At 44.4% G+C, this 14,650-nt stretch carries 14 protein-coding genes; 13 read left to right on the top strand and 1 reads right to left on the bottom strand.

Features of this window, described 5'->3' with window-relative positions:
• Window positions 1–476: 476 nt before the first annotated feature.
• On the bottom strand, window positions 477–1,943 hold the full coding sequence (mltF, locus tag DXX93_RS15440) for a membrane-bound lytic murein transglycosylase MltF (RefSeq protein WP_116008881.1): 1,467 nt from the start codon (window positions 1,941–1,943) through the stop codon (window positions 477–479).
• 308 nt (window positions 1,944–2,251) lie between these two features.
• Here mltF and purL point away from each other — a divergent pair, with 308 nt between their 5' ends.
• The 13 genes from purL (at window position 2,252) to DXX93_RS15510 (ending at window position 14,639) form a co-directional block, all read left to right on the top strand.
• A complete protein-coding gene (gene purL, locus DXX93_RS15445; RefSeq protein ID WP_374188950.1) occupies window positions 2,252–6,181 on the top strand; it encodes a phosphoribosylformylglycinamidine synthase in 3,930 nt (1,309 codons plus the stop codon).
• Window positions 6,182–6,576: 395 nt separating this feature from the next.
• Entirely contained in the window at window positions 6,577–7,176 is a 600-nt protein-coding gene (locus tag DXX93_RS20890; protein ID WP_258872770.1) for a DUF5675 family protein, read from the top strand.
• 559 nt (window positions 7,177–7,735) lie between these two features.
• The gene (locus DXX93_RS15460; protein WP_116008884.1) at window positions 7,736–8,128 is read left to right on the top strand and encodes an MAPEG family protein; all 393 of its coding nucleotides are present in this window, start codon (window positions 7,736–7,738) and stop codon (window positions 8,126–8,128) included.
• Window positions 8,110–8,655, top strand: coding sequence for a hypothetical protein (locus DXX93_RS15465; RefSeq protein ID WP_116008885.1), 546 nt, complete (start codon window positions 8,110–8,112; stop codon window positions 8,653–8,655). Before DXX93_RS15460 ends, DXX93_RS15465 begins: the two co-directional genes overlap by 19 nt.
• A 63-nt stretch (window positions 8,656–8,718) precedes the next feature.
• Window positions 8,719–9,762 (top strand): DUF4344 domain-containing metallopeptidase, encoded by a 1,044-nt coding sequence (locus tag DXX93_RS15470; RefSeq protein ID WP_116008886.1) that lies wholly within the window; start codon window positions 8,719–8,721, stop codon window positions 9,760–9,762.
• 137 nt (window positions 9,763–9,899) lie between these two features.
• Entirely contained in the window at window positions 9,900–10,211 is a 312-nt protein-coding gene (locus DXX93_RS15475; protein ID WP_116008887.1) for an antibiotic biosynthesis monooxygenase family protein, read from the top strand.
• Between the two features lie 42 nt (window positions 10,212–10,253).
• Window positions 10,254–10,709, top strand: coding sequence for a cupin domain-containing protein (locus tag DXX93_RS15480; protein ID WP_116008888.1), 456 nt, complete (start codon window positions 10,254–10,256; stop codon window positions 10,707–10,709).
• 154 nt (window positions 10,710–10,863) lie between these two features.
• Window positions 10,864–11,391 carry a hypothetical protein gene (locus DXX93_RS15485; protein WP_258872683.1) on the top strand — a complete coding sequence of 176 codons (528 nt, stop codon included), beginning with the start codon at window positions 10,864–10,866 and terminating at the stop codon, window positions 11,389–11,391.
• Window positions 11,392–11,528: 137 nt separating this feature from the next.
• Complete coding sequence (locus tag DXX93_RS15490) at window positions 11,529–11,951, top strand: MAPEG family protein (RefSeq protein ID WP_116008889.1); 423 nt, start codon at window positions 11,529–11,531, stop codon at window positions 11,949–11,951.
• 132 nt (window positions 11,952–12,083) lie between these two features.
• Window positions 12,084–12,545: a GNAT family N-acetyltransferase gene (locus tag DXX93_RS15495; protein WP_116008890.1), complete on the top strand. Its 462-nt coding sequence runs from the start codon at window positions 12,084–12,086 to the stop codon at window positions 12,543–12,545.
• A 190-nt stretch (window positions 12,546–12,735) separates the two neighbouring features.
• Window positions 12,736–13,008 (top strand): hypothetical protein, encoded by a 273-nt coding sequence (locus DXX93_RS15500; RefSeq protein WP_258872684.1) that lies wholly within the window; start codon window positions 12,736–12,738, stop codon window positions 13,006–13,008.
• 81 nt (window positions 13,009–13,089) lie between these two features.
• Window positions 13,090–13,980 carry a DMT family transporter gene (locus DXX93_RS15505; RefSeq protein ID WP_116008891.1) on the top strand — a complete coding sequence of 297 codons (891 nt, stop codon included), beginning with the start codon at window positions 13,090–13,092 and terminating at the stop codon, window positions 13,978–13,980.
• Window positions 13,981–14,093: 113 nt separating this feature from the next.
• Complete coding sequence (locus tag DXX93_RS15510; RefSeq protein WP_116008892.1) at window positions 14,094–14,639, top strand: DUF6817 domain-containing protein; 546 nt, start codon at window positions 14,094–14,096, stop codon at window positions 14,637–14,639.
• Window positions 14,640–14,650 lie beyond the last annotated feature (11 nt).

Here is a 14,650-nt window from a genome sequence, read left to right on the forward strand (position 1 = left end):
GGTAAGAGAAGAGAAAGCTAAGGTAATCTATGGCAGTTCGATTAAGTGCAAAGTAGCACAAACAAAAAAGCCTGAGGGCTATTCCATCAGGCTTTGTTTGTAGTAGGCACTGCGGCGGCTACTGATTTTACGTTGTGTATCTCTGAGCATGCGTTTGCGCTGGACACTAAGTTGCATTCGACGTTTGTTGAGTGGCATAACAACCTCCTTTTTTGTCAACATCTGCATTGTGATCGTTAATGTTTAATACGTGCTGTATCACCATAACGGCTACGTATAGGCATAATAACCTGCCTATATGACTAATTTATGACAAATCTTGACTGTACAGTCAACAATCCATGTATTTTTTATTGTTACCATAAGTTAACAAGCTTATAGCAAGGGTTTTACTTTGAGCTAGGTTATGTGGCTTAGGCTATGTAAGCTAGGTTATAGAAGAAACGTCATGTTGCCTTGGCAAAGGCGAACAAGCGTTACTCAGCAGCTAGGTCATTCACTTTGTTAGGAGGCTTTTGCTTGCTCTTTTGCATGGTAAAGGCTTCGCGCGAATTAGTGGTATTGTTGAGCACCTTTTCGTCAAAGTAAGACAGGGTGTGGTAATAGCGGCGAATGTTCTCCACATACTTTACTGGCTCGTCACCTCGGGCGTAGCCATACTTCACCGTTTTGTAGTATTTCTTTTGCTTGAGCAAAGGTAGGCGCGACTTCACATCAACCCAACGGTCGGCATCGCCCCCTTGGCGCTGGGTAATAATGCGGGCGTCATTAACATGACCAAAGCCAACATTATACGAGGCGAGTGCAAACCACATGCGATCGGGAAACGGGATGCGATCAGGAATACGGTCAATTAAACGCTTAAAGTACTTTGCCCCACCAGCAATGCTTTGCTCGGGATCTAAGCGACTGGTCACGCCCATTTGCTTCGCTGTTGGCAAGGTGAGCATCATCATGCCCCTAACCCCAGTTGGCGAGCGTGCTTTTGGGTTCCAGTGAGATTCTTGATAGCTAATTGCAGCCAGTAGCTTCCAATCAATATCTTGGCCGTATTTTTCAAATAGCGGCTGATACGTCGGTAACGTATTTTCGATGGCCGCCAAGAATGCTTGAGTATCGACATAATTAAACTGCTCAATATGACCGTAATACTTGTCATCCAAGGCCAGTAAGGTGCCATCGTGATGCACTTGCCCAAAAAACTCAATCAAACTGGCAATAATGGAATCGTCACTGCCTTTGCTGACCAGCCATGCCAGTGGCTCAGCTTTTTTCACCGTAAAGCCAATGCTGATGTCAGGATAATATCGGCGGTTAATCGCCAGTACATGGCTATCGACGACAGTGTAATCAATGTCGCCGTTAAGCACTTTCAGCAATAGCTCTTCGGTGTCAAACTCATTGGTTTCTTGCCAAGACAGTGACTCGTGCGCTTGCTGTAATGCCATTAAGTTTTCCACATGGCTCGAGTTGGCCGTCACCAATAACTTACCCGTTAAATCTTTTAACGCTCTGGGCCGTTTATTACCTTGGCGAAACACGAGCTTTTGGCTGACAGAGTCATAACTAGGAGCAAATTCGTAAGCATTTAAGCGATTCGGCGTAACCGCTAAACCAGCGGCGAGAAAGTCGACCTCACCTGAATCTAGACGCGGAAACAGCTCATCTAGGCTATAACTGGGCATAATGCGTAATTCTACGCCCAAAGATTCCGCATATTTTTTGGCTAATTCGTATTCAAAGCCAGCTGGGCCTTCTGGCCCAAGATAATAAGAATTTGGCCCGTAAAGTGTGCCAACAGCGACATAACCACGCTCAAGCACGCGAGAAATATTCGGTCGGTCAGCTTCCTGTTTACAGCCAGAAATAACTAAAACAACGACTGCGAACAGAAGTCGGAAAAAGTTGAACAATCGGTTGGTTTTTTTATAGTAAATGTTCATACCAAACCATTGTGTCGTGAATTGAAAAACAGTTAAAGCATTTTTTCACTTTTTGCCGCTACGCCAAGGTTTTAGAGCCATTACTCGTGAAAATCTTACAAAGATTTTGCTGTTTAATACGCCGCGTTTCTCCTATAATACGCGCGATTTTTACCCCATGTTTTCACCACGGAATTTGGTGCACGGTATGACTGTACTTGGGCAAGTTCCGATAAGTTTCGACGCTTACAATGTATAAGCGTCAACGTAGCAGTTTCGATGTAAAAGCTCCGTGGTGGCAAGCAACTAATTTACTAGTGAGTAAACTAATGGCGATGTTGATCCAAACCCTTCGTGGCGCTCCGGCACTTTCTGACTTTAGAATTCAAAAATTATTAACGCAATGTGCTGAAGCTGGCCTTCCTGTTAACGACATATACGCAGAGTTTAGCCACTTTGCCCATTTATCAGCAGCGCTTAACGCTGACGAGTCAAGCGTACTCGCCAAACTGTTAACCTACGGCCCAACTATTGAAGAACACGAGCCAAACGGCACTTTATTATTAGTCACACCTCGCCCAGGCACTATTTCACCATGGTCATCAAAAGCCACCGATATTGCCCACAACTGTGGCCTAGACAAAGTGATTCGCCTAGAGCGCGGTATTGCTTATTACATTAATGGCGAAGCGCTAACGGTTGAGCAAGAAAAACTACTTAACAACTTGTTGCACGATCGCATGATGGAGTCAATTTTTGCTGAGTTTAATGATGCACAAGCATTGTTTGCGCAAGCAGAGCCTGGCGAATTTAGTTCAGTAGACGTACTTAGCGGTGGTCGCGATGCACTAGTAAAAGCTAATAGCAGCTTAGGCTTAGCACTAGCCGATGATGAAATTACTTACCTCGCTGATAACTTCGCCAAACTTGGCCGCAACCCTCACGACATTGAACTTTATATGTTTGCTCAAGCAAACTCAGAGCATTGCCGCCATAAAATTTTTAACGCTGACTGGACGATTGATGGCGTAAAACAAGAAAAATCCCTATTTAAAATGATCAAAAACACGTTCGAGGAAAACCCTGCTTACGTGTTATCGGCATACAAAGACAATGCAGCGGTGATGGCGGGCTCTGAAGCAGGTCGCTTCTACCCAGATCCAGAAACTAAAGAGTACGGTTACAGCCACGAAAACATTCATATTCTGATGAAGGTGGAAACCCATAACCACCCTACGGCTATTTCCCCGTATCCGGGTGCTGCAACAGGCTCTGGCGGTGAAATTCGCGATGAAGGTGCAACGGGTGTCGGTTCAAAACCAAAAGCGGGTTTAGTTGGCTTCTCGGTTTCTAACTTACGTATTCCAGGCTTTGAACAGCCATGGGAAATTGACTACGGCAAGCCAGACAGAATCGTTACGGCACTCGACATTATGCTTGAAGGCCCATTAGGCGGCGCAGCGTTTAACAACGAATTTGGCCGCCCTGCCATTACCGGTTACTTCCGTACCTACGAGCAACAAGTGAACTCATTTAACGGCGAAGAAGTTCGCGGCTACCACAAGCCAATTATGATTGCCGGTGGTTTTGGTAACATTCGCGAGCAGCACGTACAAAAAGGTGAAATCAACGTTGGTGCTAACCTAATTGTACTAGGTGGGCCGGCCATGAATATCGGCCTTGGTGGCGGCGCTGCATCATCAATGGCATCTGGCCAGTCATGTGAAGATTTAGACTTTGCTTCGGTACAACGTGATAACCCAGAAATGGAGCGTCGTTGTCAGGAAGTGATCGACCGCTGTTGGCAGCTAGGTGATGATAACCCCATTCTCTTTATTCACGATGTCGGTGCCGGTGGTTTATCAAACGCCTTCCCTGAATTAGTCTCAGACGGTGGCCGTGGCGGTAACTTTGAATTGCGTAACGTACCAAACGATGAGCCGGGCATGGCACCACATGAAATCTGGTGTAACGAATCTCAAGAGCGTTATGTACTCGCGGTTTCTGACGAACGATTACCGATTTTTGAAGCGATTTGTCAACGCGAGCGTGCGCCATTTGCTGTGGTTGGTAAAGCCACCGAAGAAGAGCACTTAACGGTTACTGACGAACACTTTGCCGATGACGAGCACAAAAACAAGCCAATTGACCTGCCGCTTGACGTGTTACTAGGTAAAACACCGAAAATCATCAAAGACGTTAAAACGACAACCGCTGCGGGTGATGAAATCAAGCTAGCGAACATTGATGTTGCAGAAGCGGCAGACCGCTTATTACGCTTACCAACCATTGCCGAGAAAACTTTCTTGATCACCATTGGTGACCGCTCAGTCACCGGTATGGTGGCACGCGATCAAATGGTTGGCCCATGGCAAGTGCCTGTCGCTGATTGTGGTGTAACCGCAGCTTCGTTAGATTCATACCACGGTGAAGCGATGGCAATGGGTGAGCGCACACCAGTTGCCCTACTAAACTATGGCGCTTCAGCACGTTTAGCGGTGGCTGAATCACTAACAAACATTGCGGGTGCCGATATTGGCGACTTAAACCGTATTAAACTTTCCGCTAACTGGATGTCGCCAGCAGGCCACCCGGGTGAAGATGCAGGTTTATACGAAGCGGTAAAAGCAGTGGGTGAAGAGCTTTGTCCTGAGCTTGGCTTAACCATTCCTGTGGGTAAAGACTCAATGAGTATGAAAACTCAGTGGGAAAAAGATGGCGAGCAAAAAGCAGTTACGGCTCCTATGTCACTTGTGATCACTGCCTTTGGTCGTGTTGAAGATATTCGCAAAACAGTAACGCCTCAGCTACGCACGGATCAGGGCGACACGCGCATTGTCGCGATTGACCTATCTGGCGGTAAAAACCGTCTAGGTGGTTCTTGTTTAGCACAGGTTTACCAACACTTAGGCACAGAAACACCAGATGTTGACGAAGCTTACCTGCTACGTGGTTTCTTCAATGCGATGCAAACCTTAGTTGCCGAAGGCAAGTTGTTGGCGTATCACGATCGCAGTGATGGCGGTTTATTTACCACCATCGCCGAAATGGCGTTTGCCGGTCACACAGGTGTTACCGTTGATTTAAGTGTATTTGAAGGTTCCGATGCCGAAGTCCTGTTCCACGAAGAGCTAGGTGCTGTGATTCAAATTCGCGAAGACGATATGGAAGCAATTCACACCATTTTCTCTGAGTACGGTATTTTAGATTACTGTGCAGACGTTGCTCGTATTAACGACACTGACATGATCACCTTTACTCGTAACGAGCAGGTGGTATTGGAAAACTCACGTACCTACTTCCGTACCGTTTGGGCAGAAACCACCTTAAAAATGCAAGCAATGCGTGACAACCCAGAATGTGCGCAAGAAGAATTCGACGTTAAATTCGATACCGAAGATCCCGGCTTAAACGCTGAACTAAGCTTTGATATCAATGAAGATATCGTTGCTGACTTAATTGCCAAAGACGCACAAGCGGGCACTAATCCGAAGGTGGCTATTTTACGTGAGCAAGGAGTAAACTCGCACGTAGAAATGGCAGCCGCTTTTGTTCGCGCTGGCTTTAATGCAATTGACGTACATATGTCTGACATTCTGGCAGGTCGCGTTGATTTGGCTGACTTCCAAGGCTTAGTGGCTTGTGGTGGTTTCTCGTACGGTGACGTATTGGGCGCTGGTGAAGGTTGGGCGAAATCCATTCTGTTTAACGCTAATGCGCGCGAAATGTTTAAAACCTTCTTTGAACGCGCTGAAACTTTCTCATTAGGTGTGTGTAACGGCTGTCAAATGCTATCAAACCTAAAAGAAATTATTCCGGGCGCTGAGCACTGGCCGCGCTTTGTGCAAAACGAATCTGAACGTTTTGAAGCACGCTTCTCGCTGGTAGAAGTACAAGAAAGCCCGTCTATATTCTTTAAAGGTATGGCAGGCTCACGTATGCCAATTGCCGTTTCACATGGTGAAGGTCGCACTGAATTTACTTCAGATGAAGCGATTGATGCCGCCAACGACTCTGGCACCGTTTCAATGCGTTATGTAAACAACTACGGTGATGTGACCGAAACCTACCCAGCTAACCCGAACGGCTCGCCAGACGGCATTACAGCATTAACTACAACGGATGGTCGTGTGACTATTATGATGCCACACCCAGAGCGCGTATTCCGCACAGTAGCCAACTCATGGCATCCAGACTCATGGGGTGAAGACTCACCTTGGGTACGTATGTTCCGTAATGCGCGTAAGTTTATTGGCTAATATTAATGTGTATTGGCTAAGAATTTGTAGCTAGTAAATCTGGCGTATTCCAAGCCCGCTTCTCAGCGGGCTTTTTAATAACTGCACGATACATTTCAACTTTACGCATCAGATAAGGAGCTTATGATCTTGATCGAGCCTCGTAGCAATAAATAGTTATCAGTTTGCTATTTTCCTTTAATAAAATTCTGCAACCTCAATAAATCTATCGCTCCTTCCCAAGTTAACTTTGCAAAACTTCAGGATCATGGACACTTAATTTAAGTTTATCCGTCTTCACACAAGGTAGAGCTCAAAATACTTGAATTGTGAGAATCCTATCCTATGGTTAAACATCATTAAGGATATTATTAAAAAAATATCCGGAGAATCTTGGAATTTTGTCGCATCATAAGTTGTTAGGCAGCAGACTTCCCCACGCACTAGGAGTTTGTGAATATGGAAATGCCAATATCAATCAAACGCAACGCAACGCAAAACACTCTGGATCGATTATTGGCCTGCTTTACGTCAATCGTAACTATGTTTGCGATACACTAGAACTTCCTTGGCGAAATAACAGCCAAGGTATCAGTTGCATTCCAACTGGAACCTATGGTGGGTTCGTTCGTGAAGATGGAGCTCGCGGGTGGCGAATTCAATTAACTCAGACTAGCCCACGAGTAAACATCCAGATTCACGTCGGCAACTACCCCCACGAGATTGAAGGATGCATTTTGGTCGGTGAAAGAAGCAAATTACGCAACTTTGTAGGTAGTTCGAGGGTAGCTTTGGGGTCATTACGCACTATTTACGCCGCTCACCTACTAGCTTCTACTTATAGCGCTGGTGGTATTACGGACTCAGTTAGAGACATACCGATCCAGGTGAATATTTCTGGTGAAGTACCGACATTCACCAGCAGAGACGACGATGAATATCTGAGGCAATATCTTCGAGAGGGGCGCAATACAAAGATGCTCGATGCTCGGCACATTCACGGTGTGCTCACCTGATGGCTATATCGAGATGTAACTCAATCGCCCCTCTTCGTAGAGAGAGAACGTGCCGCCTAACTATGTATTGAAAGTAACAAGCTCTCAGTCACTTGGTTTGCAATTGCCTCGTTCGGCGCCAACCTAGCGCCTGCTTCGCCTCTAGCTTAACGCGGTGTTAGGTGCTTCAATGGACTTGAGCAAATACTTGGTTATTGCTCTCATTTATACTTATTTCTTTGCTAACTATGTCGTCCATAATGACAATTATTACGAATTAGCGGAAGCACATATTAATCAACTCCAGAGAGAATTAATACCTGTAAGAACTGCTCTTGAAAATAAAGTGGCTATTAAGTTAAAAGTTAAATGAGAACAACAAATTAAAATAATAAATCAGAGATCCCCCCTCTACAAACAATTGCGTAACTTTGGTTTCATAATGTATTCCAACAATCAATGTGCGGCTTTAAAAACACCATACAAGTAGTTCAAATAGTGCCGCGAATTTAACCTAGCGCAAAGACAATAGTTTCGATTTAAGTCAATATCATAAAAAGAAAAACGAAGGAGAAGCACATTGATCACACTTATCTGGTGTCTAATCGCAGCGGCGCTACTGCCCTATATTGCCAAAGCGCCATTAGCCGCAGCGATGAATAAAATTGGGGGCTATGACAATAACCACCCGAGAGAGCAGCAGGCAAAATTAACGGGCTTTGGCGCTCGTGCCTTGGCAGCCCATCAAAACGCGTTTGAATCGCTGATTGTGTTTGCTACTGCGGTTTTATTAGCAATTTCGACAAACACCACAGGCGAGACGATTCAGTTACTCGCTATTACTCATATTGTTGCTAGAGTTGTTTATCACCTACTTTATCTATTGAACATTGGTTTGTTACGTTCAATTGTTTGGGGTGTTGGTATCGTCTGTTCATTTGCCATTATGTGGTTATGTATTCCCAGCGTTTAGCACGAAAACCGCACTTAACAGCTATCAACTATGAACTTAATAGCTTTGCTGTGCTTATCAAAAAGTTAACTGTTTTCGCAGTGACACTGGCGTTAGGTGGTTGTGCTAGCGGCCAATTAGATCTTTATAACGCTGACGGTAAGAAAGTTGGTGAGTGCACAGCAGGTTATGATTGGCATCCATACGGCGCAAAAGATTCAGTCGACTGGCTACTTAATTGGTGTGCACAACAAGCGATCGCCGAAGGGATGGAGGTAGCAAGAGTTTCCGACCCAGCTATTTTGCAGAAAGACTATTCTTATCCAAAACCAACTGCTGCTCCTTATTGGACGAAAAAATCTTCGAAGGCAGCATTTCGCGCCAATATTATTACAGAGACGGAATACGGCTATATTCTGGCAGATATTGAAAATGAGTTTTACTTGAGAAATGTTGATGCCCTTAATCAACTTGAGCAAGGTGAGATCAGCGAGGATGATTACCGCCAGTTACTGGAAAAGTCAGCGCTTATTTTCTATGGTGACTAAACCTCAAAGATCAGCAAAGCTTGTTTATTTCACTATTGTTTATCTCACTAGGGAGGCAGAGTTATGAACATTAAGCTGTTAGCCATGGGCTGCTTGTTCACTTTTTTTCAGCTGTCTGCACAAGTTACTGAAAAAGCTGAAAACATTACCCCCTCGACATTCTCTAATCTAACACTAGATTCCGCCTTCAATACCCCACACTTTTATGTTGAAAGCAATCTTGAATTTGCGCTTTTACACGAGCTAGCCCATGCGATTATTGAGTTAAATAATATTCCAGTGTTAGGTGGTCGAGAAAAAGCCGCCGATCAAATCGCCACCATGTTTATGATGCTCAACAGTCGCGACGTGGATGATGATTTATTAGATCAGATGGTTTCCATTTCCGCAGAGTGGATGATTGAATGGCAGCAAGAAGTCGAACATTCGTCTATTGCTTTTTGGGATGTGCACCCATTATCCATTCAACGCTTTTATGACGTTACTTGCCTTGTGTATGGGGCCGCAGTGGATAAATTAGAGCGTATTCGAAAAGAAGCATGGCTCCCCTACCAGCGCGCATGGGACTGTGATCTTGAATACCAGCAAAATCGTGAAACACTTAGCTGGCTCGCCGACAACTACAGTTATGTGACCTTCGATGAAAGCTGGCATCCCGTTCCAAAAGCAAACGCTGGCACTGGTCGCCCGACAGTCAATGTGCAATATATAACGCCCTCTCGTCCAGCGCATAAAGCCATAGTGCAATGGTTGCAATCGTCAGAGCGGGTTGCTTATATTCTTGGCCGAGTAAATGAAGCGATCAAACTCCCCAAGCCAGTGACCATTTACTTTGAAAGCCAATGCTCTGAGCCCGATGCTTGGTGGAATCCCAATATTGACGGCATCATTATTTGTTATGAATTAATTGAGCAGTTCGAGCAAAATGAAAAGCGCTTAAAACCGTTAATCAATAAGCTCAAAGGTGAAGCGAATCAAAGCTATTTATTTCTATTTCCCAGTAAATATGAAGCGCTGATATCAACGCACAAAGGCGTGCTTAGAGAGCGTTTTATTCAAGAGATGGAGCAAATGCTAAAGCAAAATAAAACAGCGCAATCAAAGTAGCCCACTACCCATTATTTCAATTAATGCGATGCTTCCATCAATGAAGTTCACAACTCAAAGTGCAACGAATCAAGCCCTTTACCTTGTGGTATCTATACTATGATCATTGCTGTTCACCATAAAAGTTAACCCGGATTATGATTGCTAAGACCCCGAAACCGTCCTACTACGCAGTTATCTTCACCTCCATGCGCACCATAAATGACAAGGGGTATGCAGAAACGGCGGAGTTAATGGTGCAGCTCGCCGAGCAACAATCTGGCTTTTTAGGCGTTGAATCGGCGCGAGAAGACCTTGGTATTACGGTTTCTTATTGGCAAGATCTTGAATCTATTCGAGCGTGGAAGATGAATGCGGAGCACCAACTAGCGCAACGCAAAGGTCATCAGCTTTGGTACCAACACTTTAAAGTACGTATTGCCAAAGTAGAAAGAGACTATGAAAAATAACGATAAAGTAGTTTTCACTCAAAAAAACGTGAGGAGCAACATATGACGTTTGATGCCATCAACTTTAACGAAAAACTTGCCAAGTTTAACGACCATTGGTCACCGCGAGTTATTGCTGAAATGAACGACTACCAATTTAAGCTGGCTAAAGTGGAGGGAGCGTTTATCTGGCATCAGCACGACGATACCGATGAAGTCTTTATTGTTATCAATGGTACCTTAAACATTGAATTTCGCGATGGCAAAGTCACACTTAACGCAGGTGAAATGTATGTTGTACCCAAAGGTGTGGAGCACAAACCAATCGCTAACAATGAATGCCATATCATGTTGGTTGAGCCAAGAGGCGTCATTAACACAGGTGAAAGTCATACAGGAGAAAATAACACAGGCGAAAGTCATACAGGAGAAAATAACACAGGCGAAAGTCATACGAGGGAAAGTGATACGGGTCAATCGCGTAATAAATTAACCGCCAAAAATGACGTTTGGATTTAGCGCGCCCAGCGCACATCTAATAGTGTTTTAATTTACATCTTGTTACGGGTTAGCGCTTTACCCTACACAACTTTCTTAGCATAGTTTGTTCGTACATTTTTAACATTTGACTAACAAGCTTTACCTGTGTTTACGAAATAAAAGGGATTTATCGATGATTAAAAAAGGACTCATTTGGCTTGTCACTTCCACCGCCGCACTACTAACCCTTCCTAGCCAAGCCAATGACATTGATTTTTCGCTGGGTACTGGATACCCCTACTTTATTATTCCTGAGGTCTCTTTTCCGATAAATAACGCACGCCAGCGACTGTATGCTAACTATAAAATTGGCTTAGACGATGGCTTTTCTGTTGGCTTTGAACATAGTTTGACGACTGATAATACGCATGCGATTGGTATCTTAGCAGGCGCTATTGGCGCGCGAGACGATGAGCGCCCTTGTCCGAATACGGCTGACAATGACAGCTCAAGTGCTAGCTTGGGTGAAGCCATCGCCTGTGGTTTGCTTGAGGTGTTTGACGATGAAACCACCAATGGCGTAGGTCTATCTTACAGCTATAACCATAATGGCTTAAACCATAGCGGCTTTCGCATTCGCTTTGAATTGGGCTACGGCAAGGGCAAAGACAGCGATGAGAGCCGTGCGGATGCTGGTATTATCTTGAGTTACCAATTCTAGTTTTAGCACTCTTTATAATTACCGCCTTTTCAGTAGGTTAAATACCTGACACTAGCGCCCGATATATTGCTCATGACTTTTAGCCTAGTCAAAGACATGCTAGGGTGGTCACTAAACAATAATAATTAAGGGTTATAATGACAGGTTCTGCTATTTTCTTTCCTGTGCTAGCGCACGTTCTGTTGGTGATTTTACTGTTCTTTGCGTTAATTTCTCGTAAAAACAAAGCCGTGAAAGCCAAAGCGGTTGATTTATCAAAAACACCGACTGACGCCAGTGCGTGGACAACGGATGTGGTGAAAGTGTCTAACAACATCGCCAATCAATTTGAAACCCCGGTGCTGTTTATGGTGCTGTGTATTGTGGCTTTTGTTATCGGTGCAGCTGATGCAATGATGGTCGGTTTAGCTTGGGCTTATGTGTTACTTCGCTACGTGCATGCTTATATCCATATTGGCTCAAATTACGTACCTTACCGTATGAGAGCTTTTGCGATGTCATTGCTGATCATATTAACGATGGCGATTCGATTAGGACTTGAATTGGCGGCAAATACTTGACCTAGCGGCAAGTCTCAGCACAACGTCATTACCTCTTGCCTTTGTCTGATATGAAAATAAATGGTTGTTTATGGCGTATAAAATTGCCTGCGTAATGTTGAGAGCGTTAAAACAGACAGAAAAGGAATGAAAATGGACATTCGCCTAGACGACCTCACCAGTGCACAAGTTATTGAGCTGTTAGAGGAACACTTAGCCGATATGCAAGTGACCTCACCACCTGAGAGTAAACATGCGCTCGATCTTGACGCCTTAAAATGTGCATCAGTACTATTTTGGACGCTATGGGATAACGACCAACTAGCAGGCTTTGCTGCCTGTAAACAATTAGATGCCAGTCACGCTGAGCTAAAGTCGATGAGAACAGCAAGAAGCTACAAAAACAAGGGCGTTGCCTCTCGCTTACTCAAGCATATTATTAACGACGTAAAAGCCAAGGGTTTTGACAAACTCAGCTTGGAAACCGGCTCAATGGATTACTTTGCCCCAGCACGAGCACTGTATCAAAAGCATGGCTTTAGCTATTGCGAACCTTTTAGTGACTATGTCGACGATCCCAACAGCAAATTTATGACACTTAACCTGAGGGAGTAACTATAAGTAATTCCCCCTCACAGCACACAGCACACAGCATCAATTAAAATCAACTCACAGCAATAATCATTATCAAGGAAGAAAAGTGTTAGAGCATATCAAGGTAAAGCATTTATTGAGCACTGTAGTTATCAGAAACTTGGTTGCAGCATCGCTACTTTTGTCGATAACCAGTTGCGTTGTAGTGCCTATGAAAGACCACACCTACCAAGCCAAATGCGAAATTTCATCTGACAGAAAAGTATTAAAAATAGTAGATGGTTATAAGGACAACAATACTTATTACTCCATCTCTGGGGTAATATTATTACCCATTACGGGGATCGTCTCTGGCGCTTATGTCGCGGTCAACAATATTTATCACTTGGGCGAAGAAACCATCAAATGCAGTGACAAAGCCGCAGTCTCGGCAGAAGATTTCAGCACAAGCCAAGCAGCCAAAGTAAAACCTGTGACCCCATAAGCACAGTTAACACCGCGCCCAAGTAATACGTTCAAACCTTCTTATGTAATTGAGTAACTTAATAACCTAGTAACGTCGTCAATGAAAACCATTTTTTACACTGTACTTGCACTTTGCGCATTTGCTGGAAACTCTATTTTATGTCGTTTAGCCTTAGGTGAAGAGACCATTGATGCCGCTAGCTTTACCCATATTCGCTTGGCATCCGGCATTGCGACCTTAATGCTGATTTTTGCGCTCTTCAAAGGCCGCACGTCGGCACAGGGGGCAGCGAATAAAGCAGCCAAAGCATCAACAGGCAGCTGGTGGGCTGCTGCTATGTTGTTTGTTTATGCGATTACCTTCTCATACGCTTACATCACCTTAGATACAGGCACGGGGGCTTTAATTTTATTTGCTTCAGTACAGTTAACTTTGATTATCTATGGCTTGATTGCTGGTAACAGGCTTCACCCTGTCGAGTGGTTTGGATTATTAGTCGCCTTTGCCGGCTTTGTTTACTTAGTGCTGCCAACACTAAGTACACCATCATTAACAGGCTTTGTATTGATGTCGCTATCAGGTATCGCTTGGGGCTTTTACACACTTGCTGGCAGGCAATCAATTAACCCACTCGCCGACACCAGTTTTAATTTTTTAAGAACCTTACCTTTAGTGATCTTGCTATTCGTTTTTACCATTAATTCAGCAACTATCAGCACAGCAGGAATCGCCTATGCAGTAATGTCTGGCGCAATTGCCTCTGGGCTTGGCTATACCATTTGGTATAAAGCTTTACCTAGCTTGTCAGCAATTCAAGCAGGTGTTGTGCAGCTCTCAGTTCCGATTTTAGCCGCTGTTGGTGGGGTTGTTTTTGCCGGTGAAGACTTATCGATGCGCTTAATCATTGCCTCGCTGATGATCTTAGGCGGTATCTTGCTGGTTATTGCCACTAAACACGTGTTGAACTATCGGGTGAGAATTTCGCGCTAGCGCCGCTTGTTAGCACTTGTTACGAGTCGTCGTTTCTTATCCCCTTGCCATCAAGCACTTAGATGTTTATGTTGTAGTACATTAATTTTCCTAGCATTTACAAGGAGGTAGAAATGGCGAATACAATAAACAATAAGTTTACCGCCTTACAAGCCATGGGCGCTGGTGAGTTTGTTCACCTTAATGGCTCGCTTATCGAACACTTGTCTTCAACCTACCAACTGCTTAAAAACTGGGGCGCGAGCACAGTACTTTGCGATGCGGGCTTGTATCATGCAGCTTATGGCACTGCCGGATTTGATGCGCACATGCTTTCTCTACACCAACGAGATCAAGTTGCGAAGCTCATCGGCCAAGAGGCAGAAGCGATTGTTTATTTGTATTGTGCGTGTGATCGCGATTTTACCTTCGCCAAGCTTAGTGCCAGCAAAGCGATTGCGTTTAAAGATAGATTTACCAATAGCACTTTTAGCTTAACCGACCAACAAGCACGAGAATTTTGCGAGCTAACCGTAGCAAACGAACTTGAATTAGTCATCGCCAGCGAGCCATTTAAAGCCGAACATGGTGGAGGACTAAAGCGCTTATTCAACAACATGCAGGCTTGGTTGAGCAATAGTGCGATCAGCGCGTACCAACAGGCTTTACATGACAGCTAAAGATGTCACCA

Source organism: Thalassotalea euphylliae, from assembly GCF_003390335.1.
GTDB classification, from domain to species: domain Bacteria; phylum Pseudomonadota; class Gammaproteobacteria; order Enterobacterales; family Alteromonadaceae; genus Thalassotalea_F; species Thalassotalea_F euphylliae_B.

What these genes read in the sequence shown, in the direction of transcription:
- DXX93_RS15500 (WP_258872684.1), top strand. Translation starts at nt 12,736, where the DNA reads ATGAAAGACCACACCTACCAAGCCAAATGCGAAATTTCATCTGACAGA.
- DXX93_RS15470 (WP_116008886.1), top strand. Translation starts at nt 8,719, where the DNA reads ATGAACATTAAGCTGTTAGCCATGGGCTGCTTGTTCACTTTTTTTCAG.
- DXX93_RS15510 (WP_116008892.1), top strand. Translation starts at nt 14,094, where the DNA reads ATGGCGAATACAATAAACAATAAGTTTACCGCCTTACAAGCCATGGGC.
- DXX93_RS15485 (WP_258872683.1), top strand. Translation starts at nt 10,864, where the DNA reads ATGATTAAAAAAGGACTCATTTGGCTTGTCACTTCCACCGCCGCACTA.
- DXX93_RS15490 (WP_116008889.1), top strand. Translation starts at nt 11,529, where the DNA reads ATGACAGGTTCTGCTATTTTCTTTCCTGTGCTAGCGCACGTTCTGTTG.
- purL (WP_374188950.1), top strand. Translation starts at nt 2,252, where the DNA reads ATGGCGATGTTGATCCAAACCCTTCGTGGCGCTCCGGCACTTTCTGAC.
- DXX93_RS15495 (WP_116008890.1), top strand. Translation starts at nt 12,084, where the DNA reads ATGGACATTCGCCTAGACGACCTCACCAGTGCACAAGTTATTGAGCTG.
- DXX93_RS15480 (WP_116008888.1), top strand. Translation starts at nt 10,254, where the DNA reads ATGACGTTTGATGCCATCAACTTTAACGAAAAACTTGCCAAGTTTAAC.
- DXX93_RS15505 (WP_116008891.1), top strand. Translation starts at nt 13,090, where the DNA reads ATGAAAACCATTTTTTACACTGTACTTGCACTTTGCGCATTTGCTGGA.
- DXX93_RS15465 (WP_116008885.1), top strand. Translation starts at nt 8,110, where the DNA reads ATGTATTCCCAGCGTTTAGCACGAAAACCGCACTTAACAGCTATCAAC.
- mltF (WP_116008881.1), bottom strand. Translation starts at nt 1,943, where the DNA reads ATGAACATTTACTATAAAAAAACCAACCGATTGTTCAACTTTTTCCGA.
- DXX93_RS15475 (WP_116008887.1), top strand. Translation starts at nt 9,900, where the DNA reads ATGATTGCTAAGACCCCGAAACCGTCCTACTACGCAGTTATCTTCACC.